The sequence below is a fragment of the Pseudomonas sp. LBUM1671 genome, from assembly GCF_059695685.1.
Genome location: NZ_CP166782.1, coordinates 6,136,837 through 6,158,472 on the forward strand (window position 1 = coordinate 6,136,837; position 21,636 = coordinate 6,158,472).

Annotated in this window: 21 protein-coding genes and 1 pseudogene; 16 read left to right on the forward strand and 6 right to left on the reverse strand. The window is 60.0% G+C overall.

Annotated features, from left to right (window positions below):
* Positions 1–163 precede the first annotated feature (163 nt).
* From ACA060_RS28425 to ACA060_RS28435, 3 genes and pseudogenes are all read left to right on the forward strand, one after another.
* Positions 164–1,567: pseudogene (locus tag ACA060_RS28425) on the forward strand (phosphomannomutase/phosphoglucomutase); the annotation flags it as partial.
* Between the two features lie 39 nt (positions 1,568–1,606).
* The gene (gene argB, locus ACA060_RS28430) at positions 1,607–2,512 is read left to right on the forward strand and encodes an acetylglutamate kinase (RefSeq protein ID WP_109626724.1); all 906 of its coding nucleotides are present in this window, start codon (positions 1,607–1,609) and stop codon (positions 2,510–2,512) included.
* Positions 2,513–2,701: 189 nt separating this feature from the next.
* Positions 2,702–2,905 (forward strand): hypothetical protein, encoded by a 204-nt coding sequence (locus ACA060_RS28435; protein WP_497314503.1) that lies wholly within the window; start codon positions 2,702–2,704, stop codon positions 2,903–2,905.
* 53 nt (positions 2,906–2,958) lie between these two features.
* Here the strand turns inward: ACA060_RS28435 and pyrE are convergent, their stop codons facing one another.
* Entirely contained in the window at positions 2,959–3,603 is a 645-nt protein-coding gene (gene pyrE, locus ACA060_RS28440; RefSeq protein WP_497314505.1) for an orotate phosphoribosyltransferase, read from the reverse strand.
* Between the two features lie 82 nt (positions 3,604–3,685).
* Between pyrE and crc the strand changes: the two genes are divergently transcribed.
* Positions 3,686–4,465, forward strand: a complete 780-nt coding sequence (gene crc, locus ACA060_RS28445) for a catabolite repression control protein Crc (RefSeq protein ID WP_007934608.1) — start codon at positions 3,686–3,688, stop codon at positions 4,463–4,465.
* A gap of 175 nt (positions 4,466–4,640) precedes the next feature.
* On the opposite strand, the gene ACA060_RS28450 is transcribed toward crc, so the two are convergent.
* Positions 4,641–5,009 carry a DUF4870 domain-containing protein gene (locus ACA060_RS28450; RefSeq protein WP_109626731.1) on the reverse strand — a complete coding sequence of 123 codons (369 nt, stop codon included), beginning with the start codon at positions 5,007–5,009 and terminating at the stop codon, positions 4,641–4,643.
* 27 nt (positions 5,010–5,036) lie between these two features.
* Complete coding sequence (gene rph, locus ACA060_RS28455) at positions 5,037–5,759, reverse strand: ribonuclease PH (protein WP_046045041.1); 723 nt, start codon at positions 5,757–5,759, stop codon at positions 5,037–5,039.
* Between the two features lie 280 nt (positions 5,760–6,039).
* Here rph and ACA060_RS28460 point away from each other — a divergent pair, with 280 nt between their 5' ends.
* The 6 genes from ACA060_RS28460 to ACA060_RS28485 all read left to right on the forward strand — a co-directional run bounded on the left by ACA060_RS28460 (position 6,040) and on the right by ACA060_RS28485 (position 11,331).
* Positions 6,040–6,903: a YicC/YloC family endoribonuclease gene (locus tag ACA060_RS28460; RefSeq protein ID WP_109626733.1), complete on the forward strand. Its 864-nt coding sequence runs from the start codon at positions 6,040–6,042 to the stop codon at positions 6,901–6,903.
* Between the two features lie 12 nt (positions 6,904–6,915).
* Positions 6,916–7,536, forward strand: coding sequence for a guanylate kinase (gene gmk / locus ACA060_RS28465; RefSeq protein WP_497314507.1), 621 nt, complete (start codon positions 6,916–6,918; stop codon positions 7,534–7,536).
* A gap of 167 nt (positions 7,537–7,703) precedes the next feature.
* Positions 7,704–7,967, forward strand: a complete 264-nt coding sequence (rpoZ, locus tag ACA060_RS28470) for a DNA-directed RNA polymerase subunit omega (protein ID WP_007894670.1) — start codon at positions 7,704–7,706, stop codon at positions 7,965–7,967.
* A gap of 57 nt (positions 7,968–8,024) precedes the next feature.
* Positions 8,025–10,130 (forward strand): bifunctional GTP diphosphokinase/guanosine-3',5'-bis pyrophosphate 3'-pyrophosphohydrolase, encoded by a 2,106-nt coding sequence (gene spoT, locus ACA060_RS28475; protein ID WP_109626735.1) that lies wholly within the window; start codon positions 8,025–8,027, stop codon positions 10,128–10,130.
* 24 nt (positions 10,131–10,154) lie between these two features.
* On the forward strand, positions 10,155–10,535 hold the full coding sequence (locus tag ACA060_RS28480; RefSeq protein ID WP_003229509.1) for a RidA family protein: 381 nt from the start codon (positions 10,155–10,157) through the stop codon (positions 10,533–10,535).
* 55 nt (positions 10,536–10,590) lie between these two features.
* The gene (locus ACA060_RS28485) at positions 10,591–11,331 is read left to right on the forward strand and encodes a hypothetical protein (protein ID WP_109626736.1); all 741 of its coding nucleotides are present in this window, start codon (positions 10,591–10,593) and stop codon (positions 11,329–11,331) included.
* Between the two features lie 65 nt (positions 11,332–11,396).
* On the opposite strand, the gene ACA060_RS28490 is transcribed toward ACA060_RS28485, so the two are convergent.
* On the reverse strand, positions 11,397–12,332 hold the full coding sequence (locus ACA060_RS28490) for an IS110 family transposase (protein ID WP_497314510.1): 936 nt from the start codon (positions 12,330–12,332) through the stop codon (positions 11,397–11,399).
* A gap of 306 nt (positions 12,333–12,638) precedes the next feature.
* Positions 12,639–13,496: an SDR family oxidoreductase gene (locus tag ACA060_RS28495; RefSeq protein ID WP_497314512.1), complete on the reverse strand. Its 858-nt coding sequence runs from the start codon at positions 13,494–13,496 to the stop codon at positions 12,639–12,641.
* 189 nt (positions 13,497–13,685) lie between these two features.
* On the opposite strand from ACA060_RS28495, the gene exbB reads away from it, so the two are divergent.
* From exbB to ACA060_RS28525, 6 genes are all read left to right on the forward strand, one after another.
* The gene (gene exbB, locus ACA060_RS28500; RefSeq protein ID WP_497314514.1) at positions 13,686–14,663 is read left to right on the forward strand and encodes a tonB-system energizer ExbB; all 978 of its coding nucleotides are present in this window, start codon (positions 13,686–13,688) and stop codon (positions 14,661–14,663) included.
* Positions 14,664–14,669: 6 nt separating this feature from the next.
* Complete coding sequence (exbD, locus tag ACA060_RS28505; protein ID WP_497314516.1) at positions 14,670–15,098, forward strand: TonB system transport protein ExbD; 429 nt, start codon at positions 14,670–14,672, stop codon at positions 15,096–15,098.
* Positions 15,095–15,850 carry an energy transducer TonB family protein gene (locus tag ACA060_RS28510; protein WP_497314518.1) on the forward strand — a complete coding sequence of 252 codons (756 nt, stop codon included), beginning with the start codon at positions 15,095–15,097 and terminating at the stop codon, positions 15,848–15,850. The genes exbD and ACA060_RS28510 overlap by 4 nt, the downstream gene beginning before the upstream one ends.
* A 269-nt stretch (positions 15,851–16,119) precedes the next feature.
* Positions 16,120–17,049 (forward strand): hydrogen peroxide-inducible genes activator, encoded by a 930-nt coding sequence (locus tag ACA060_RS28515; RefSeq protein ID WP_109626744.1) that lies wholly within the window; start codon positions 16,120–16,122, stop codon positions 17,047–17,049.
* Between the two features lie 9 nt (positions 17,050–17,058).
* Positions 17,059–19,134, forward strand: coding sequence for an ATP-dependent DNA helicase RecG (gene recG / locus ACA060_RS28520; protein ID WP_403099836.1), 2,076 nt, complete (start codon positions 17,059–17,061; stop codon positions 19,132–19,134).
* A gap of 78 nt (positions 19,135–19,212) precedes the next feature.
* On the forward strand, positions 19,213–20,613 hold the full coding sequence (locus ACA060_RS28525) for an aminoacyl-tRNA deacylase and HDOD domain-containing protein (RefSeq protein WP_497314520.1): 1,401 nt from the start codon (positions 19,213–19,215) through the stop codon (positions 20,611–20,613).
* Between the two features lie 142 nt (positions 20,614–20,755).
* Here the strand turns inward: ACA060_RS28525 and ACA060_RS28530 are convergent, their stop codons facing one another.
* Positions 20,756–21,139: a hypothetical protein gene (locus ACA060_RS28530; RefSeq protein ID WP_038980709.1), complete on the reverse strand. Its 384-nt coding sequence runs from the start codon at positions 21,137–21,139 to the stop codon at positions 20,756–20,758.
* Between the last annotated feature and the right edge of the window lie 497 nt (positions 21,140–21,636).

Genomic DNA, 21,636 nt, shown 5'->3' on the forward strand with positions numbered 1-21,636 from the left:
CCCCCAAAATCAAGGCATTGACCGGTCATTACCCCGCAAACGCAGGTGGCATGGCCTTTACACACCACGAACTCTCAGTGGAAAACGCCGTCATACCCTTCAGTTTGCGCCTGCTGACGAGTTCTTCGCAGACAGGTCCAGCCACCTTCGAGATGGAGCATTTCCAGTAATGAGCACCCCAGCCCAAGTCGCACCCAAGTTCCCCGACAGCATTTTCCGCGCCTACGACATTCGCGGCACCGTCCCGGAATTCTTGAACGCTGAAACCGCTTATTGGCTCGGTCGCGCCATCGGTGCCCAGAGCCTGGCCCAGGACGAACCGAACGTTTCCGTTGGCCGCGACGGCCGTCTTTCCGGCCCGGAACTCGTTGAACAATTGATCAAAGGCCTGGCCGAAAGCGGCTGCCACGTCAGCGACGTCGGCCTGGTGCCAACCCCGGCCCTGTACTACGCCGCCAACGTCCTGGCCGGCAAATCCGGCGTGATGCTGACCGGCAGCCACAACCCGTCGAACTACAACGGCTTCAAGATCGTGATCGCCGGCGACACCCTGGCCAACGAACAGATCCAGGCCCTGCACGACCGCCTCAAGACCAACAACCTGAGCAGCGGCAAGGGCAGCATCACCCAGGTCGAGATCCTCGATCGCTACAACACCGAAATCGTCCAGGACATCAAACTGGCTCGTCGTCTCAAAGTCGTGGTCGACTGTGGCAACGGCGCGGCCGGCGTGATCGCTCCGCAACTGATCGAAGCGTTGAACTGCGAAGTCATCCCGCTGTTTTGCGAGGTCGACGGCAACTTCCCGAACCACCACCCGGATCCGGGCAAGCCTGAAAACCTCGTCGACCTGATCGCCAAGGTCAAGGAAACCAACGCCGACATCGGCCTGGCCTTCGACGGCGACGGCGACCGTGTCGGCGTAGTGACCAACACCGGCAGCATCGTCTACCCGGACCGCCTGCTGATGCTGTTCGCCCGTGACGTACTGGCGCGCAACGCGGACGCGGAGATCATCTTCGACGTCAAATGCACACGCCGCCTGACACCGCTGATCAAGGAATACGGCGGTCGTCCGCTAATGTGGAAGACCGGTCACTCGTTGATCAAAAAGAAAATGAAACAAACCGGCGCCCTGTTGGCCGGCGAAATGAGCGGGCACATCTTCTTCAAGGAGCGCTGGTTCGGTTTTGACGACGGCATTTACAGCGCCGCGCGTCTGCTGGAGATCCTCAGCAAGGAAAAATCCACCGCGGAAGAGCTGTTTGCGACCTTCCCGAACGATATTTCTACGCCGGAAATCAATATCCATGTGACCGAAGAGAGCAAATTCAGCATCATTGATGCATTGCACGACGCGAAGTGGGGCGAAGGCGCCGACCTGACCACCATCGACGGCGTGCGAGTCGACTACGCCAAAGGCTGGGGCCTGGTGCGCGCGTCCAACACCACACCGGTGCTGGTGCTGCGTTTCGAGGCCGATGACGAGGCGGAATTGCAGCGCATCAAGGACGTTTTCAAAGTCCAGTTGAAGCGTGTTGCACCTGATCTCCAACTACCGTTTTGATTTATTGAAGCGCCTTTTATCGAAGTGCCGGAGCCCTGAATGACCCTCGAACGCGAAGCCGCCGCCAACACCGCCAAGGTCCTGTCCGAAGCGTTGCCTTACATTCGCCGCTATGTCGGCAAGACGCTGGTGATCAAATACGGCGGCAACGCGATGGAAAGCGAGGAGCTGAAAACCGGCTTCGCCCGCGACATCGTGCTGATGAAAGCTGTCGGCATCAACCCGGTAGTGGTTCACGGCGGCGGCCCGCAAATCGGCGACCTGCTCAAGCGCCTGTCGATCGAGAGCCACTTCATCGATGGCATGCGCGTGACCGACGCGCAGACCATGGACGTGGTGGAAATGGTCCTCGGTGGCCAGGTCAACAAGGACATCGTCAATCTGATCAACCGTCATGGCGGCAGCGCCATCGGCCTGACCGGTAAAGATGCCGAGCTGATCCGTGCGAAAAAGCTCACCGTGACACGCCAGACGCCAGAGATGACCCAACCGGAAATCATCGACATCGGCCAGGTGGGCGAAGTGGTCGGGATCAACACTGACCTGCTGAACCTGCTGGTCAAAGGCGACTTCATCCCTGTGATCGCGCCAATTGGTGTCGGTGCCAACGGCGAGTCGTACAACATCAACGCCGACCTGGTGGCCGGTAAAGTCGCCGAAGCGCTGAAAGCTGAAAAGCTGATGTTGCTGACCAACATCGCCGGCCTGATGGACAAGTCGGGCACGGTCCTGACCGGCCTGACCACCCAGCAAGTCGACGATCTGATCGCCGATGGCACCATCTACGGTGGCATGCTGCCGAAGATCCGGTGCGCACTGGAAGCGGTTCAGGGCGGCGTCGGCAGCTCGTTGATCATTGATGGCCGGGTGCCGAATGCAATTCTGCTGGAGATCTTCACCGATACCGGTGTGGGCACTTTGATCAGCAATCGCAAGCGTCCCTGATTCAAGAACGGCAATAGATCGCAGCCTTCGCCGGCACCTACGAATGTACGAAAATTCTGTAGGAACTGACGAAGACTGCGATCTTTTTTATGCGCGCGGGAAACGTCCGACCTGAATCAGCGAAACGTCCGACATCCTGCCAGCATCAATCCGCATAGGATCTTCCGTGAATCCACAGGAGAACTCCCCATGCAAAAAGATTACGTTCCTTACGGCAGTGATGTTGCAGCAGGCACCTTTGAATGTGTGGACTGCGGACATCGGTATTCGAATCAGGCCAAAACCTCGATTCCGCCGTGCCCTCAGCACCAGAAATCGACGCACACGCGTAATGGCTGGAAGGTTCTGACCGGTCAGGGCGACGCGGTGAAAGATCCATACCCAAGCAGATAAGCACAGCCGTTTTGTCCGATAAAAAAAGGCCCTGTTCTCACAGGGCCTTTTCTTTAGACGCCGAACTGAGCCCTATAGGCCTCAACGGCTGGCAAATGTTGCTTGAGCTGCGGATCATCCGCCAGGAATTCCAGCACCTGATTCAGCGAAACGATGCTGATCACCGGAATGCCGAAATCACGCTCCACTTCCTGGATCGCCGACAACTCGCCGTTGCCACGCTCTTGACGGTTCAGGGCAATCAGCACGCCCTTGGCCTTGGCGCCGTCCTGGGAAGCGATGATCTGCATCACTTCACGGATGGCGGTGCCGGCGGTGATCACGTCGTCGATGATCAGCACTTCGCCGGTCAACGGCGCGCCAACGAGACTACCGCCTTCGCCGTGGGCCTTGGCTTCCTTGCGGTTGAAGCACCATGGCAAATCACGGTCGTGGTGTTCGGCCAGGGCCACTGCAGTGGTCGCCGCTAACGGGATGCCTTTGTACGCAGGGCCAAACAGTACGTCGAACGAAATACCGCTCTCGACAATGGCTGCCGCGTAGAAACGCCCCAGCTGCGCAAGGGCCGAACCCGAGTTGAACAGCCCGGCATTGAAGAAGTAAGGACTGGTGCGCCCGGACTTCAGGGTGAACTCGCCGAAGCGCAAAACGCCGCGATCGATGGCAAAACGAATGAAATCGCGCTGATACGCTTGCATGAAAAAAACCCCAAATACCACGGATTTAGCTAATTAGGTTGACGCCGTGTATCATACACGCACGCGATTTTTGGGGCCATTTATGCGGATCATCAGTGTGAACGTCAATGGTATTCAGGCTGCAGTGGAGCGAGGTTTGCTCAGTTGGCTGCAAGCACAGAATGCCGACGTCATCTGCCTGCAGGACACCCGCGCCTCCGCCTTTGAACTGGACGATCCAGCCTTCCAACTGGATGGCTACTTCCTTTATGCCTGCGAAGCCGAAGTTCCCGCCCAAGGTGGCGTGGCTTTGTATTCGCGGCTGCAACCGAAGGCAGTCATCAGCGGTCTCGGCTTCGAGACAGCCGACCGCTACGGGCGCTACCTGCAAGCCGATTTCGACAAGGTCAGCATCGCGACCTTGCTGCTCCCTTCGGGGCAGAACGGCGATGAAGACTTGAACCAGAAGTTCAAGCTAATGGACGATTTCGCCCGTTATCTGGATAAACAGCGACGCAAACGTCGCGAGTACATTTATTGTGGCTCGCTGTACGTGGCGCAACAGAAGCTGGATATCAAGAACTGGCGCGACAGCCAGCAATCCCCGGGCTTCCTGGCACCTGAACGTGCCTGGATGGACGAGATTGTGGGCAACATGGGTTACGTCGATGCCCTGCGTGAAGTCAGTCGTGAAGGCGACCAGTACAGCTGGTGGCCGGACAACGAACAGGCGGAAATGCTCAACCTCGGTTGGCGTTTCGACTATCAGTTGCTGACCCCTGGCCTGCGCCGCTTTGTTCGCAGCGCACGCCTGCCACGCCAGCCACGGTTCTCGCAACACGCACCGCTGATCGTGGACTACGACTGGACGCTGACCATCTAAGCGTTTTTTCGCAGACACAAAAAAGCCGACATCGCTGTCGGCTTTTTTGTGCGCGCTGATTTTCTACTGTGGGAGCGGGCTTGCTCGCGAAGGCGGCTTAACATTCAACATTGAAGTTGACTGACCCACCGCTTTCGCGAGCAAGCCCGCTCCCACATAGATATCTGCGTCGTGGCTACTTGATCAACCGCCAGGTGAACGGATACCGATACGGCACCCCTTCATTGGCTTTCACGCCACCTATGATCGTCAGCACCAACGCGCCAATCGCCACCAGACCAAACAGGAAGAACCCGATGATCACCAACATCAGCAAGAAGCAGATGGCGGAGGCAATGGCGACGGTGATCTGAAAATTCAGCGCCTCCTTGCCCTGGGCATCGACAAACGGGTCCATCTCGCGCTTCATCTGCCAGAGAATCAGCGGGCCGATCAACGTGCCGAATGGAATCCAGATCCCCAGCAAGGCGGACAGGTGACAAAACATCGCCCACTGCCGAACGTCTTTGCTCGGGATGGGAAGTAGCTGCTGCTCGTCACTCATGGTGTCCTCCTTGCGTGGAACATCCGATCAGTCGGCCAGTGCGGCCTTTTGCAGTTCGAAGATCTCGGACATGCCTTTCTTCGCCAGTTCAAGCATAGCGTTCAGCTCTTCCGGCTGGAATGGTGCGCCTTCGGCAGTGCCCTGGACTTCGATGAAGCCGCCAGTGCTGGTCATTACCACGTTCAGGTCAGTCTCGGCAGCCGAGTCTTCCAGGTAGTCGAGGTCGAGCACAGGCTCGCCCTGGTACATGCCAACGGAAACAGCAGCGATCATTTGCTTGAGCGGGTCGCCGCCTTTCAGGCCGCCGCGCTTCTTGATCACTTTCAACGCGTCGACCAATGCGACCATGGCGCCGGTGATGGAGGCGGTGCGGGTGCCGCCGTCAGCCTGGATCACGTCGCAGTCGACGTAAAGGGTGACGTCGCCCAGCTTGGACATGTCCAGCGAAGCACGCAGGGAACGACCGATCAGACGCTGGATTTCCAGGGTACGGCCGCCTTGTTTGCCACGGCTCGCTTCACGCTGGTTACGCTCGCCGGTGGCGCGCGGCAACATGCCGTATTCGGCGGTCAACCAGCCTTGGCCCTGACCTTTAAGGAAACGTGGCACGCCGTTTTCGACGCTGACGGTGCAGATGACTTTGGTATCACCGAACTCGACCAGTACAGATCCCTCGGCGTGTTTGGTGTAGTTGCGGGTAATGCGGATCGAGCGGAGCTGATCGGCAGCGCGACCACTTGGACGTTTCATAGGGAATACCTGTACGGAGGACGGAAAACTGCCGAGCATTATAGAGCCGCGCGCCAAGACTGGGCACTTCTAAAAAATCCGCCCGACGATTGAAGGCCCTGAGTAGAGCGTAGAACAGCGCTTTACCGACGGCCTGCAGCCCTTTGTCACACCGTGTGTTTGGGCGCATCCGCCCCACTGCGCTACAATCCTGCGCCTTTGCTGCCTGTCGGCTTTTATTCACAGATATCGGGTTTCGCGAAACCTTTGGTAACGCAAACCTGAATTGCGAGGTACCTCCATGGTGCACAGCATGACCGCCTTCGCCCGCGTTGAAAAAGCCGGCGCCCAAGGCACCCTGAGCTGGGAATTGCGCTCGGTCAACAGCCGCTACCTGGAACCCCACCTGCGCCTGCCAGAGTCGTTTCGCGACCTCGAAGGTGCGGTCCGCGAAGCGCTGCGCCAGGGAATCTCCCGGGGCAAGCTCGAATGCACCCTGCGCTTCACCGAAGAAAACACCGACAAACCTCTGCAAGTGGACCGCGAGCGCGCCGCACAATTGGTCGCTGCCGCCGAGACCATCGCCGGCCTGATCAAGAATCCGGCTGCGCTGAACCCGCTGGAAGTCCTGGCTTGGCCCGGCGTGCTGGTGGGCGACGCCACCGACCCGCAAGCCCTGAATGCTGAAGCACTGGCTTTGTTCAACGAGGGCTTGAGGGAACTCAAGGCCGGCCGCGAGCGCGAAGGCGCGGAGCTGGCGCGGCTGATCAACGATCGCCTGACCTCCATTGAAGGAGACGTGGTGACCCTGCGCGAACTGGTTCCGCAGATGCTTGCCACCCAGCGCCAGAAAGTCCTCGACCGTTTTGCGGACATGAAAGCCGAGATGGACCCGCAGCGGCTGGAACAGGAAATGGTCATGCTCGCGCAAAAGAGCGACGTCGCCGAAGAACTGGATCGCTTGAGCACACACATCATCGAAGTTCGCCGGGTGCTCAAGTCCGGCGGCGCTGCCGGTCGGCGCCTGGACTTCCTGATGCAGGAGCTCAACCGCGAAGCCAATACACTGGGCTCCAAAGCCTTCGACCCGCGCAGCACCCAGGCGGCGGTCAACCTCAAAGTGTTGATCGAGCAGATGCGCGAACAAGTGCAGAATATTGAGTAAGGCAAACCTGACATGACCCACAGCACCGGCACCCTGTACATCATTTCCGCCCCTTCGGGTGCGGGCAAGAGCAGCCTGGTCAAGGCCCTGACCGACGCTGACCAGGAGATCCGCGTCTCCGTCTCCCACACCACACGCGCCATGCGCCCCGGTGAAGTCAACGGCGTGAACTATCACTTCGTCGAACGCGGCGAGTTCGTGAAAATGATCGAGCACGGAGATTTTCTCGAGCGTGCCGAAGTATTCGGCAACCTCTACGGCACTTCGCAAAGCCACCTGCAGCAGACCCTGGACGAAGGCCACGACCTGATTCTGGAAATCGACTGGCAGGGCGCCGAGCAGGTGCGCAAGTTGATGCCTCAGGCGCGCTCGATCTTCATTCTGCCGCCGTCGTTGGAAGCCTTGCACCAGCGCCTGAACAATCGCGGCCAGGACAGCGACGAAGTCATCGAAGGCCGGATGCGCGAAGCCGTCAGCGAAATGAGCCACTACGTTGACTACGATTACTTGATCATCAACGACGATTTCGCCCACGCGCTGAAGGATTTGCAGGCGATTTTCCGTGCCAATCAGCTGCATCAGAAGCGTCAGCAGCAGCGTAACGGAAAACTTTTGGCTGAATTGCTTGGCTAAACAGCCCTTCCCAAAACCGCTGCAAGGGCTTTACATTGGCACTTGCAGCGCGTTGAAGGGCTTGGTCAAAAAATCAGCGCTTCCCTAATCGCTGGTGATTTTTTAAACTGTTGAGTCCGCTCGCCCACCCGGGCAGCGCGCATATTGCATTCGCTCCGAGGAATACCATGGCCCGCGTAACCGTTGAAGACTGCCTGAACCACGTGGAAAACCGTTTTGAGCTGGTCATGCTGTCCACCAAGCGTGCCCGTCAACTGGCCACCGGCGGCAAAGAGCCACTGGTTCAGTGGGAAAACGACAAGCCTACCGTTGTAGCCTTGCGTGAAATCGCTGAAGGCCTGATGAGCTACGAGTTCATCGCCAATGCTGAAATCGTCGAAGACGAACCGCTGTTCGCAGCGTTCGAGGACGAGTCCAACGAGGCCGTCTAAGCCTATGCCTGGTCGACGTAGCACGGCGCGGGGTCACAGCGAACGGCAGGAGTCATCATGCCGAGCATAGACGCCCTCGCCGATCGCTTATCGACCTACCTCGGCAAGGACCAGGTCAACCTGGTCCGCCGAGCGTACTTCTACGCCGAACAAGCCCACGACGGCCAACGCCGCCGCAGCGGTGAGGCGTATGTCACGCATCCTCTTGCCGTGGCGAATATTCTTGCCGACATGCACATGGACCATCAGAGTTTGATGGCTGCAATGCTGCATGACGTGATCGAAGACACCGGTATTGCCAAGGAAGCGCTGCAAGCGCAGTTCGGCGAAACCGTGGCCGAACTGGTCGACGGGGTCAGCAAACTGACCCAGATGAACTTCGAAACCAAAGCCGAAGCCCAGGCCGAAAACTTTCAGAAAATGGCCATGGCCATGGCGCGCGACATTCGTGTGATCCTGGTCAAGCTCGCCGACCGCCTGCACAACATGCGCACGCTGGAAGTCCTGTCCGGTGAAAAGCGCCGGCGGATCGCCAAGGAAACCCTGGAAATCTATGCACCCATCGCCAACCGGCTGGGCATGCACGCCATCCGCATAGAATTCGAAGACCTCGGCTTCAAGGCGATGCACCCGATGCGTTCCGCGCGGATTAACCAGGCGGTCAAACGCGCCCGGGGCAACCGCAAGGAAATCGTCAACAAGATCGAGGAATCCCTCAGTCACTGCCTGGCCATCGATGGCATCCAGGGCGAGGTCAGCGGTCGCCAGAAACACCTCTACGGCATCTACAAGAAAATGCGCGGCAAGCGTCGGGCCTTCAACGAGATCATGGACGTCTACGCGTTCCGGATCATCGTCGACAAGGTCGACACCTGCTACCGCGTGCTGGGTGCTGTGCATAATTTGTACAAACCGTTGCCGGGGCGCTTCAAGGATTACATCGCGATCCCCAAGGCCAACGGCTACCAGTCGCTGCACACCACGCTGTTCGGCATGCACGGTGTTCCGATCGAGATCCAGATCCGCACCCGTGAAATGGAAGAGATGGCCAACAACGGCATCGCCGCGCATTGGTTGTACAAGTCCAGCGGCGACGAGCAGCCGAAAGGCACGCATGCCCGCGCCCGCCAGTGGGTCAAAGGCGTGCTGGAGATGCAGCAACGGGCCGGCAACTCGCTGGAGTTCATCGAGAGCGTGAAGATCGACCTGTTCCCGGACGAGGTCTACGTGTTCACGCCCAAAGGCCGGATCATGGAGCTGCCCAAAGGCTCCACGGCGGTCGACTTCGCTTACGCGGTGCACACCGACGTAGGCAACAGTTGCATTGCCTGTCGGATCAATCGTCGTCTCGCACCGCTGTCCGAACCGCTGCAAAGCGGCTCCACGGTCGAGATTGTCAGCGCCCCGGGCGCGCGGCCGAACCCGGCGTGGCTCAACTTCGTGGTCACCGGCAAGGCGCGGACCCACATCCGCCACGCGCTGAAACTGCAACGCCGCTCCGAATCCATCAGCCTTGGCGAGCGCCTGCTGAATAAAGTGCTCAACGGTTTCGACAGCACCCTGGAGAAAGTCCCGGCCGAGCGCGTCAAGGCGATGCTGACCGAATACCGTCTCGAACTGATCGAAGACTTGCTGGAAGACATCGGCCTGGGCAATCGCATGGCCTACGTGGTCGCCCGCCGCCTGCTCGGCGAAGGCGAACAGTTGCCAAGTCCGGAAGGCCCGCTGGCGATTCGCGGCACCGAAGGCCTGGTCCTCAGCTACGCCAAGTGCTGCACGCCGATCCCGGGCGACCCGATTGTCGGTCACCTGTCTGCGGGCAAAGGCATGGTCGTGCACCTGGACAACTGCCGCAACATCAGCGAAATCCGCCACAACCCGGAAAAATGCATCCAGCTCTCGTGGGCCAAGGATGTCACCGGCGAATTCAACGTCGAGCTGCGCGTCGAACTGGAACACCAGCGCGGCCTGATCGCCCTGCTGGCCAGCAGCGTCAACGCGGCCGACGGCAATATCGAGAAAATCAGCATGGACGAACGCGATGGTCGCATCAGCGTGGTCCAACTGGTGGTCAGCGTGCACGACCGTGTGCACCTGGCCCGCGTGATCAAGAAACTGCGCGCACTGACCGGGGTGATTCGCATCACCCGCATGCGCGCCTAAGCCCACTATTACAAGGAGTCATTCATGACCAAGACTGTTATCACCAGCGACAAGGCCCCGGCCGCTATCGGTACTTATTCCCAGGCGATCAAGGCTGGCAACACCGTCTATATGTCGGGTCAGATTCCCCTGGACCCAAAAACCATGGAACTGGTTGAAGGCTTCGAAGCCCAGACCGTCCAGGTGTTCGAGAACCTCAAAGCCGTGGCCGAAGCCGCTGGCGGTTCGTTCAAGGACATCGTCAAACTGAACATCTTCCTCACCGACCTGAGCCACTTTGCCAAGGTCAACGAGATCATGGGCAAGTACTTTGACCAGCCATACCCTGCCCGCGCCGCCATCGGCGTAGCTGCCCTGCCAAAGGGTTCGCAGGTTGAAATGGATGCCATTCTGGTCATCGAGTAATAAATCCGGCGCAGCCCCAAGGGTTGCGCCGATTTCGTCTTGAAAGGATTCCACCATGCGCCAAGCGCTAGCTCTCTCGCTGGTCGCCCTACTCTTGGGCGGTTGTGCCAGCAACCCTGCCGATCGTGATATCAGCGGCACCTGGATCAATCAGGTGGCGATTGACGCTGCATCCAAAGGCGGCCCCCTGCGCGAAGCGCTTCAGGCTTATGGCCCGAACCTGGAATGGGACGTCAACACCAAGGCCGGCCAGGCCCGCTACACCAACGGTTTTGAAAACGTGGACGGCAAGCTGCTGGGCGAAGAGTCCGGCGCCTGGAAAGTCGACTTTTATGGCAGCTCCGCCAGTGAGCTGAAGCGTGACGGCAAGCAATTGGCCCAGGCCGCCTCCGACAACGAACCGGAACAGGTTTTTGATCGTGCGCTGATCCCCGTGCCGGACGGTGCACCGATGGGCGCCAGCTTCGAACGCGCGCTGTACACCGCCTACATGGGCGGCAGCTGGAAAATCGTCAACGGTCCGGGCGAAGGCAATACCGTGCAATTCCAGGCCGATGGCCAGGTTGCCGGCCTGCCGGGTGCCGATCGCTATGCCCTGTGCCTGGCGGGCGATTGCGCGTCGATGAGCGGCGGCAATGACAATATGTGGCTGCAAGTGAACGGCCAGGGCAATACCTGGATCTTTGCGCGCAAGGGCAAGGAACTGGAGATTGTGCAGGCGGTGAACACGGCTCAGGCAGACGAGATGCCTCAGTTCACGCCGGGCGAGCGCAAGTGGTTGCTGGAAAAGCAGTAACCCGGCCCTGAAGCCAACGCAAAACCAATGTGGGAGATTCTATGTTGCCCGGCAACCCTGAATTCTCAGGCTGACAGGTATTTGCTCTGATTTTTCATCAGGGCAAATGCCACTCGACAGAGCTTTCGGGCCAAGGCAACCAAGGCCTGGGTTTTCGAGAAGCCTCTAGCCAGGTATGCCTCGTAAAACGGCTTCCATTTAGGCGAGCGACACGCCGCCATTGCGGCGTTGTACGCCAAACGACGAACCTCCGGATCTCCTTTTTTGGTCAGGTACCGCTGCCCATTCTTCTTGCCGGAGTCTTCGACTGCCAAGTCCATTCCCAGGAATGCGATGAACGCATCGCTGTTCGCAAAATCGCCCCGCATAAAGGTCGTCGCCAACCCGGTTGCGGTCAGTTCCCCAACGCCTTCGATGGCTTTGCAGCGATCAATATTCGCCTCAATTCCCGCCTCTTTGCTGACCTTGCGCAGCAGTTTCTGAATCGCCTGATCCGCTTGCTTGAACGCCTTCTGCTGAGCGACCTGCACTTTCTTCAACAAGGGTTCATTGGCCCAACTCAACATCAGCCCAGCATGGTTCTGGATCAGCGTTGCACGTCTGTGAAGCAGGCTTTTCAGCGAGCTGTAGGCCTTGGGTGGCGGGCTCCAGACCCGCAGTTTGCTTTGTTCATTCTCCAGGTAACGCGCCAGCAAACGCGCATCGCAGGGATCGTTCTTGGCTCGTTGGCCAACGCCACGGCGGTAATGACTCACGCGATAAGCATCCACCACGTAGACCTGATGACCCATCTCATGGGCCAGCTCTACCGTGTCCAAGTGGTAGATGTTGGTGGCTTCAACGGCGATAGCGCTTTGGGCAGGCAGGGTTTTAAGCCAACGCTTGAGGGCGGTTCGATCGTTCTTGATGTCTTGAATGATTTGCAGGTCGGTGCGATAGACAGCAATTTGGGCCTTGGCGATATCGATACCAACAACCGTCTGCGAAGTAAGGATTGTCATGACGAATCCTCGGAGCTAGGGTTTAAGTGCTTGTTGGGGTCTACCGTTGCGCTGGCTTGTCTCTATCGTCGGTTTACCGATGAATTCCTTATCGGCGCTTTGGGTAGAAGGGGCGGGACGAGAAGTCTCCCACAGTCTGTACTGGTCAGAGTCAGAATCGAGTCTGTAGTCCCACCCACCCCTTCAAGTCTAAACATACAAGCGAGCCTGCTCGCGATGGCGGAGTGTCAAACGACATCCATGGTGAATGTGAGACCGCAATCGCGAGCAGGCTCGCTCCCACATTTGGTTTGTGGTGATGGGAAGTCAGCAGCGGCCTTCGAGAATGGCGGCGTAGCCTTCTCGATAGCTTGGGTACTTTGGCGTCCAGCCCAGGGCCTTCGCCCTGGCATTGCTGCATTGCTTGCTGCCCGTGCGCCGCACGCTCGCGTCGTCAGCCCACTCGGTCACGCCCAGATACTCGCGCAACCACCCCACCACTTCGGCCAGCGGCGCGGGCGCGTCGTCCACTCCGATGTAGACGTCATCCAACGCCACCCCGCGTCGATCCGCTTCAAGCAGAAACGCCATCAACCCCGCAGCGTCATCGGCGTGGATGCGGTTGCCGTAAAGCGGCGGGTCAACGGCCACTCGATAGCCACGACGCACCTGGGTCAGCAGCCATTCGCGGCCGGGGCCGTAAATGCCGGTCAAGCGCACGATGCTTGCAGGGATGCCGCTCTGGAGTGCCACTTGCTCGGCCTCCAGCATCAATCGACCCGAGTAGCCTGATGCAATGGTCGGCGAAGTCTCATCGACCCACTCGCCATTCTGCTGGCCATACACACTGCTACTGGAAACGAACAGCAGGCGGTTGGGCACCTGGCCGTAGTCGTTCAGCCATTCCAGTACATGCTGCAAGCCTTCGACATAGGCAGCACGGTAACCGGCTTCATCGTGATCGGTAGCGGCCGCGCAATACACGAGGTAATCCACCGCACCGATGGGCCACGTCTCAGGACAGTCCTTATTGAACAAGTCGCCGGCAACGCCAATGACCCCGTCGGGCAGACGTGAAACGTCACGTCTCAGGCCATGAACTTCCCACCCGGCGGCCAGCAATTGCGTGGCCAGGCGACAGCCGACATCACCGCAGCCGGCGATCAAAACAGAAGGCGCGGACATCAAAAAACTCCTATTGGAAAGCCACAGACTAGCGCCGGCAATGGACGAGCGGCTAGCAATGCAGGAAAAAAAGATACTCTATTACTTTTGTTAACAAGAATTACTTGCAATAATGCACGCCACTTTTGTTCTCGGCCTTACGAGGCCTGGAAGAACATTCACCCTATTTTTCTCTCAGGTCCGGCCAGCATGACACGCAATCAATTCCCCGCTTCGCCAACCAAACGACCTCGCGCCTGGAGCGCAGTGGCTGCCCTGCTGCTCAGCCTGATGCTGGCACCGACCGCCGCTTTCGCTGACGCACAGGCGCCAGCCACTCCGGCGACTCCGGCCGCCGCCGCTGCTCCAGCCCCGGCTGATCATGCCGCCCCCGCCGTAGCGCCAGCCGCAACCGACCCGGCCCAGGCAGTAGACGCCGAAGACGCTCCTGAAGTCCTTGAAGCAGACAACACCCTGGGCATGGCTCACGACCTGTCGCCGTGGGGCATGTACCAGAACGCCGACATTATCGTGAAAATCGTGATGATCGGCCTGGCCATCGCCTCGATCATCACCTGGACCATCTGGATCGCCAAGGGCTTTGAGCTGATGGGCGCCAAGCGTCGTCTGCGCAGCGAAATCGTCCATCTGAAAAAAGCCACCACCCTTAAAGAAGCCAGCGCGTCAGCGACCAAGCAAGGCACCCTCGCCAATTTGCTGGTGCATGACGCCCTGGAAGAGATGCGCTTGTCGGTCAACAGCCGCGAGAAAGAAGGCATCAAGGAACGTGTTGCCTTCCGTCTCGAGCGCTTGGTTGCAGCTTGCGGTCGCAACATGAGCAGCGGCACCGGCGTCCTCGCCACCATCGGCTCCACCGCGCCGTTCGTAGGTTTGTTCGGCACCGTGTGGGGCATCATGAACAGCTTCATCGGCATCGCCAAAACCCAGACCACCAACCTCGCCGTCGTAGCGCCGGGCATCGCAGAAGCCCTGCTGGCCACCGCGCTGGGTCTGGTTGCGGCGATTCCGGCCGTGGTGATCTACAACGTCTTCGCTCGCTCCATCGCTGGCTACAAGGCGCAAGTGTCCGATGCCTCGGCTGAAGTCCTGCTGCTGGTCAGCCGTGACCTCGATCACCTGCCGACCACCGAGCGCTCCACGCAACCCCACGTGGTCAAAGTAGGGTAATCAGCCATGGGCTTGCATTTGAAAGAAGGCGCAGACGACGATCTGGCCGAGAACCACGAAATCAACGTCACGCCGTTCATCGACGTGATGCTGGTGCTGCTGATCATCTTCATGGTGGCGGCTCCGTTGGCCACCGTGGACATCAAGGTCGACCTGCCCGCCTCCAGCGCCAAGCCGGCCCCGCGGCCGGAGAAACCGGTGTTCCTCAGCGTCAAGACTGACCAGCGCCTGTACCTCGGCGAAGAAGAAGTGAAGGCCGAAGCACTCGGCGCCACCCTCGACGCCAGGACTCAAGGCAAGAAAGACACGACGATCTTCTTCCAGGCCGATAAAGGCGTGGATTACGGCGATCTGATGAGCGTGATGGACAACCTGCGCTCCGCCGGTTACCTGAAGGTAGGTCTGGTCGGGCTCGAGACGGCAGTCAAGAAATGATCACGACGCGCCATAAGCTGACGCGTTACAGCGCGAGCCTGGCCGTGGTGCTGGGTGTCCATGCGCTGGCCATTGCGCTGGCGATGAACTGGACTGCGCGCCCACCCATCGAGCTGCCACCGCAGGCGATGATGGTCGAGTTGGCGCCGGTTCCGGCCCCGCCACCGCCAGCACCGCCGAAGGTCATAACGCCGCCACAGCCACCGGCCCCGGTGGAAGAACTGCCGATCCCGAAACTGGCCGAAGTGCCGAAGGCCGAGATCGTTGCGCCGAAGCCGGTTAAACCCAAGCCCAAGCCGAAGCCGCAACCGCCCAAGCCTGTGGAGAAAAAGCCGGAGCCGCCGAAGGAGAAGCCGTCCGAGGAGAAGCCTAGCGACGCGCAACCGACCCAGGCGCCGACGGAGAAGTCCGCGCAACCGGCACCGGGACCATCGCCGGCGCAACAGGCTGCCAAGGCCAGCTGGGAAGGCACTTTGCTTGCGCACTTGGGCAAGTACAAAAAGTACCCGGCGAGCGCACAGAATCGGGGCAAGCAAGGCACCAACCGTCTGCGCTTCATCGTTGATGGCGAAGGTAATGTGTTGTCGTACGAACTGGTGGGCCGTTCAGGCGTTGCCGATCTGGACCGGGCCACCCTGGAAATGATCCGCCTCGCCCAACCGCTGCCCAAGCCGCCGGCCGACATGCTGACCAATGGCACCATCGAAATCACGGCGCCGTTCCTCTACTCCCTGGAAAAACGCCGCCGCTAAACGCAACACAAAACACCCTGTGGGAGCGGGCTTGCTCGCGAAAGCGGTGTGACAGTTGCTATCAACGTTGACTGACACACCCCATTCGCGAGCAAGCTCGCTCCCACAGGGTGATGTGCAACGGCATAAAGGCACCCGAAAGGTGCCTTTTGCATATCCGCCAGCGGCAAACCGGCATTACCCGGTGTCACTCAACGCATGCACTCTGATAACGTGCGTCTATCGATTGCAGCCGGTATGCTTGGCTCGCAACTTCATGGACGCTTGCTATGACTCTCACAGAATTACGCTACATCGTTACCCTCGCCCAAGAGCAGCATTTCGGCCACGCGGCCGAGCGTTGCCATGTCAGCCAACCGACCCTGTCGGTGGGCGTGAAAAAGCTTGAAGACGAACTCGGTGTGCTGATTTTCGAGCGCAGCAAGAGTGCCGTGCGCCTGACCCCGGTCGGTGAAGGCATCGTTGCCCAGGCACAGAAAGTCCTGGAACAGGCCCAAGGCATTCGCGAACTGGCCCAGGCCGGCAAAAACCAGCTGACCGCTCCGTTGAAAGTCGGCGCGATTTACACGGTCGGCCCGTACCTGTTTCCGCACCTGATTCCACAACTGCACCGGGTCGCCCCGCAGATGCCGTTGTACATCGAAGAAAACTTCACCCACGTGTTGCGCGACAAACTGCGCAACGGCGAGCTCGACGCGATCATCATCGCCTTGCCGTTCAACGAAGCCGACGTCCTGACCCTGCAGCTCTACGACGAGCCGTTCTACGTCCTGATGCCGGCCCAGCACCCGTGGACGCAAAAAGAATCCATCGACGCCGCCCTGCTCAACGACAAGAGCCTGCTGCTGCTCGGCGAAGGCCACTGCTTCCGCGATCAAGTGCTGGAAGCCTGCCCGACCCTCGCCAAAGGCAACGACGGCGCCAAGCACACCACGGTGGAATCCAGCTCCCTGGAAACCATCCGCCACATGGTCGCGTCCGGCCTCGGCATTTCGATCCTGCCGCTGTCGGCAGTCGACAGCCATCACTACGCCCCCGGCGTGATCGAAGTGCGTCCGCTGTCGCCGCCAGTGCCGTTCCGCACCGTGGCCATTGCGTGGCGTGCGAGCTTCCCGCGGCCGAAGGCAATTGAAATCCTCGCTGACTCCATTCGCCTGTGCTCGGTGGCCAAGCCGCCGGTGCCGGTGGTTGCGGCGTAAGTCGCTGTCATGACCGAGTTGTCGCAAGTGTCGGTAACGGCACTCAAGGGTGTCGGCGAGGCCATGGCCGAGAAACTGGCCAAGGTCGGCCTGGAGAATCTCCAGGACGTGCTGTTCCACCTGCCGCTGCGTTATCAGGACCGCACTCGCGTGGTCCCGATCGGCCATTTGCGGCCGGGTCAGGACGCCGTGATCGAAGGCACCGTCAGCGGCGCAGACGTGGTCATGGGTCGTCGGCGCAGTCTCGTCGTGCGTCTGCAGGACGGCACCGGCGGGCTCAGTCTGCGCTTCTACCATTTCAGCAACGCCCAGAAAGAAGGCCTCAAACGCGGCACGCGGATTCGCTGCTACGGCGAAGCGCGGCCCGGTGCCTCGGGACTGGAAATCTACCACCCGGAATACCGCGCCATCACCGGCGACGAGCCGCCGCCAGTGGATGAAACCCTGACCCCGGTCTACCCGCTCACCGAAGGCCTGACCCAGCAGCGTCTGCGCCAGTTGTGCATGCAAACCCTGACGATGCTCGGCCCGACCAGCCTGCCCGACTGGCTGCCGACCGAACTGGCCCGCGACTATCAACTCGCGCCGCTGGCCGATGCGATCCGCTACCTGCATCACCCGCCCGCCGATGCCGACGTCGACGAACTCGCCCTCGGTCATCACTGGGCGCAGCATCGTTTGGCCTTCGAAGAACTGCTGACCCATCAGCTGTCCCAGCAACGCCTGCGCGAGAGCATGCGTTCCCTGCGCGCGCCGGCCATGCCGAAAGCGACCAAACTGCCGGCCCAATACTTGGCCAATCTCGGATTTACGCCAACCGGCGCCCAGCAACGGGTCGGCAACGAAATCGCCTACGACCTCAGTCAGCACGAACCGATGCTGCGACTGATTCAGGGTGACGTCGGCGCGGGCAAAACCGTGGTCGCCGCCCTCGCCGCGCTTCAGGCATTGGAGGCGGGTTATCAGGTCGCACTGATGGCGCCCACCGAGATCCTCGCCGAACAGCACTTCATCACCTTCAAGCGCTGGCTCGAACCCCTGGGCATTGAAGTCGCGTGGCTAGCCGGCAAGCTCAAGGGCAAGAACCGCGTCGCCGCTCTGGAACAGATCGCCAACGGCGCACCGATGGTGGTCGGCACTCACGCACTATTCCAGGACGAAGTGCAGTTCAAGAACCTCGCGCTGGCGATCATCGACGAACAGCACCGCTTCGGTGTGCAGCAGCGCCTGGCCTTGCGCCAGAAAGGTGTTGGCGGACGGATGTGTCCGCATCAGCTGATCATGACCGCCACGCCGATTCCGCGAACGCTGGCCATGAGCGCCTACGCCGACCTCGACACCTCGATCCTCGACGAACTGCCGCCCGGCCGAACCCCGGTCAACACGGTATTGGTCACCGATACCCGGCGCGTCGAAGTCATCGAGCGCGTACGCGGCGCCTGTGCTGAAGGGCGTCAGGCCTATTGGGTGTGCACGCTGATTGAAGAATCGGAAGAGCTGACCTGTCAGGCCGCCGAAACCACTTACGAAGACCTCACCGCCGCGCTCGGCGAGCTGAAGGTCGGCTTGATCCACGGCCGCATGAAACCCGCCGAAAAGGCCGCCGTCATGGCCGAATTCAAGGCCGGCAACCTGCAACTGCTGGTTGCGACCACCGTGATCGAAGTCGGCGTCGACGTGCCGAACGCCAGCCTGATGATCATCGAAAACCCCGAGCGTCTCGGCCTCGCGCAACTGCACCAATTGCGCGGCCGTGTCGGTCGAGGCAGCGCCGCCAGTCATTGCGTGCTGCTCTACCATCCGCCGCTGTCGCAGATCGGCCGTCAGCGCCTGGGCATCATGCGTGAAACCAACGACGGTTTTGTCATCGCCGAAAAAGACCTCGAACTGCGCGGCCCCGGCGAAATGCTCGGCACGCGCCAGACCGGCCTGCTGCAATTCAAGGTCGCCGACCTGATGCGCGACGCCGATTTACTGCCCGCCGTGCGCGACGCCGCCCAGGCTTTGCTGGAGCGCTGGCCGGACCACGTCAGCCCATTGCTGGACCGCTGGCTGCGTCATGGGCAGCAATACGGCCAAGTGTGAGCACCGTCGCAGTTTGTGGACGATGCTTTTAAACAAGCTGGTTATACTCCTGCAATTGTTTGAATACGGATACAGACCATGACAGAAGCTGCCCTCGCCCCCGACACCCTGCACGCTCCGTCTGTTATTCGGTTGCTGCTGGGCAAAATGGGCATTGCCTACGAAGAAGTGCTCGACCACCACGGCCTCAACGCCTCGCGCAAAGTGCAGGCGGTGCTGGTGGACGACGCGGTCGGCGCCCTGATGGTGCTGTTCCCGCAAAGCCAGTTGCTGGACCTCAATCGCCTCGCCGAACTGACCGGCCGCCGCCTCACCGCCGTGCCCACCGAACGCCTGGTGAAAATGCTCGGCAAGCACAACCTGAGCCTACTGCCCGGCCTGCCGGCGCTGACCAGTTCGCCGTGCCTGTACGAAGAAAGCCTGCTGCGCGAACCGAAGTTGCTGATCAACTCGGGCGAGCCGGGCCTGCTGCTGGAAATCACCAGCGAAGATTTCAAGAGCATGCTGACCAAGGCCAGCGCCGCCAACTTCGGCGAGAACCTGACCAGCATCCGCCCGAACCTCGACCGCCCCGACGATGACCGCCAGGAAATCACCCAGGCCGTCCAGGCGTTCACCGCGCGACGCATCCAGCAACGTCTGGAAGAGACCATCGAGATTCCGCCGCTGGCCGAGACCGCGCAGAAAATCATCAAGTTGCGCGTCGACCCTAACGCCACCATCGACGACATCACCGGCGTGGTCGAAACCGACCCGGCGCTGGCCGCCCAAGTCGTCAGTTGGGCCGCGTCGCCGTACTACGCCTCGCCGGGCAAAATTCGTTCAGTGGAAGACGCGATCGTGCGCGTGCTGGGTTTCGACCTGGTGATCAACCTCGCACTGGGCCTGGCCCTGGGCAAAACCCTGAGCCTGCCCAAAGACCACCCGCAACACACCACGCCGTACTGGCAGCAATCGATCTACACCGCCGCCGTCATCGAAGGCCTGACCCGCGCCATGCCCCGCGCCCAGCGCCCGGAGGCCGGCCTGACCTACCTCGCCGGCCTGCTGCACAACTTCGGTTACCTGCTGCTGGCCCACGTCTTCCCGCCGCACTTCTCGCTGATCTGCCGCCACCTCGAAGTCAACCCGCACCTGTGCCACAGCTACGTCGAGCAACACCTGCTCGGCATCAGCCGCGAACAGATCGGCTCCTGGCTGATGCGCTACTGGGACATGCCGGACGAACTGGCCACTGCGTTGCGCTTCCAGCACGACCCAAGCTACGACGGTGCCTACGCTGAATACCCGAACCTCGTCTGCCTGTCCGTACGCCTGCTGCGCAGCCGTGGCATCGGCTCCGGCCCCGACGAAGACATCCCGGACGCCTTGCTTGAACGCGTAGGCCTGACCCGCGACAAGGCCAACGACGTCGTCAGCAAAGTGCTTGAAGCCGAAGTGCTGCTGCGCGAACTGGCTTCGCAATTCAGCCAGGCCTAAAAAACCCGCTCCCACACTCGGTCAAATGTGGGAGCAGGCTTGCTCGCGAAGAATCCCCCGCCGATCTACCTGATAGATCGCTCCCACGCTCTGCGTGGGAATGCATCCCCTGACGCTCCGCGTCACCGCATCCCCGCACAACTCAAGCTTTGGCCTTCGCCTTCCGCGGCTTCAAATACTTGGTCAACCCCTGAAACCAGATCACCAACGCCGGATTCCCCTTGATCTGAATCGACTTGTCCTGAATCCCCGTCATAAACGCCAACTGCTTGTTCTTCGCCTGCATCGTGGCAAAGCCATACGCCGCATCTTTAAACGCAATCGCAAACGCCGGCTCGGCATACACGCCCGACTTGCTGGTAATGCGCTGATCCTTCACAAAGAAATGCCGCGCCACTTTCCCGTCCAGGGTCTGTAGTTGGAACACCAACTCCTTGTCACCCAACTGCTGCTGAAACGCAGGATTAGTCCGACTGGCCTTACCCATCAACAAACCCAGCATCCACAGGAGAAAACGAAATTTCATGCGCACAGCCTCAAGAGAAAAGTGAACGGCCGGCGCAGTGTAGCGGCTTCAAGCGAGAACGCCACTGTTGTGCAGCGATAGAAGAAGATGCCGTGGTTTTTGACGCTGATGACTACCAAGTCATTGACGAAACGAGGGTGTTTAAAAGCGTGAAGATTTTGATCTTTCTACGCTCGACTCCATCGGATATTTCCTTCAACACGTGGTGCTGTTCGTGAACTAGGCAGCCTTTGGCTTCGCCGATAGTCTTTGTTCGTTACCGCAAAATCGGTGACACGGACGTGCAAGTCCGGTACATATCGCCGCACGGTCGCCAAACCGAACATCGAGCGTCTTCCTGCTCGATGTAAATGCTTCATGGCGGCTGTGCGTGGGAGGTCCCTTTGGGGTCTGCCGGGGTCCGATATGCCCGGTCTTGCACACCTGCGCACGGCTGCCACCCTTATTCGAATGCAAGCGAAGAGGAGACAGCTACATCTAAACCACATATCGGAAAT

Coding starts and splice junctions, on each gene's coding strand:
- crc (WP_007934608.1), top strand. CDS start 3,686: ATGCGGATCATCAGTGTGAACGTCAATGGTATTCAGGCTGCAGTGGAG.
- ACA060_RS28495 (WP_497314512.1), bottom strand. CDS start 13,496: ATGTCCGCGCCTTCTGTTTTGATCGCCGGCTGCGGTGATGTCGGCTGT.
- ACA060_RS28515 (WP_109626744.1), top strand. CDS start 16,120: ATGACTCTCACAGAATTACGCTACATCGTTACCCTCGCCCAAGAGCAG.
- exbB (WP_497314514.1), top strand. CDS start 13,686: ATGACACGCAATCAATTCCCCGCTTCGCCAACCAAACGACCTCGCGCC.
- ACA060_RS28530 (WP_038980709.1), bottom strand. CDS start 21,139: ATGAAATTTCGTTTTCTCCTGTGGATGCTGGGTTTGTTGATGGGTAAG.
- exbD (WP_497314516.1), top strand. CDS start 14,670: ATGGGCTTGCATTTGAAAGAAGGCGCAGACGACGATCTGGCCGAGAAC.
- ACA060_RS28460 (WP_109626733.1), top strand. CDS start 6,040: ATGGTGCACAGCATGACCGCCTTCGCCCGCGTTGAAAAAGCCGGCGCC.
- ACA060_RS28435 (WP_497314503.1), top strand. CDS start 2,702: ATGCAAAAAGATTACGTTCCTTACGGCAGTGATGTTGCAGCAGGCACC.
- argB (WP_109626724.1), top strand. CDS start 1,607: ATGACCCTCGAACGCGAAGCCGCCGCCAACACCGCCAAGGTCCTGTCC.
- spoT (WP_109626735.1), top strand. CDS start 8,025: ATGCCGAGCATAGACGCCCTCGCCGATCGCTTATCGACCTACCTCGGC.
- ACA060_RS28450 (WP_109626731.1), bottom strand. CDS start 5,009: ATGAGTGACGAGCAGCAGCTACTTCCCATCCCGAGCAAAGACGTTCGG.
- ACA060_RS28510 (WP_497314518.1), top strand. CDS start 15,095: ATGATCACGACGCGCCATAAGCTGACGCGTTACAGCGCGAGCCTGGCC.
- recG (WP_403099836.1), top strand. CDS start 17,059: ATGACCGAGTTGTCGCAAGTGTCGGTAACGGCACTCAAGGGTGTCGGC.
- ACA060_RS28490 (WP_497314510.1), bottom strand. CDS start 12,332: ATGACAATCCTTACTTCGCAGACGGTTGTTGGTATCGATATCGCCAAG.
- ACA060_RS28480 (WP_003229509.1), top strand. CDS start 10,155: ATGACCAAGACTGTTATCACCAGCGACAAGGCCCCGGCCGCTATCGGT.
- ACA060_RS28485 (WP_109626736.1), top strand. CDS start 10,591: ATGCGCCAAGCGCTAGCTCTCTCGCTGGTCGCCCTACTCTTGGGCGGT.
- rpoZ (WP_007894670.1), top strand. CDS start 7,704: ATGGCCCGCGTAACCGTTGAAGACTGCCTGAACCACGTGGAAAACCGT.
- pyrE (WP_497314505.1), bottom strand. CDS start 3,603: ATGCAAGCGTATCAGCGCGATTTCATTCGTTTTGCCATCGATCGCGGC.
- rph (WP_046045041.1), bottom strand. CDS start 5,759: ATGAAACGTCCAAGTGGTCGCGCTGCCGATCAGCTCCGCTCGATCCGC.
- gmk (WP_497314507.1), top strand. CDS start 6,916: ATGACCCACAGCACCGGCACCCTGTACATCATTTCCGCCCCTTCGGGT.
- ACA060_RS28525 (WP_497314520.1), top strand. CDS start 19,213: ATGACAGAAGCTGCCCTCGCCCCCGACACCCTGCACGCTCCGTCTGTT.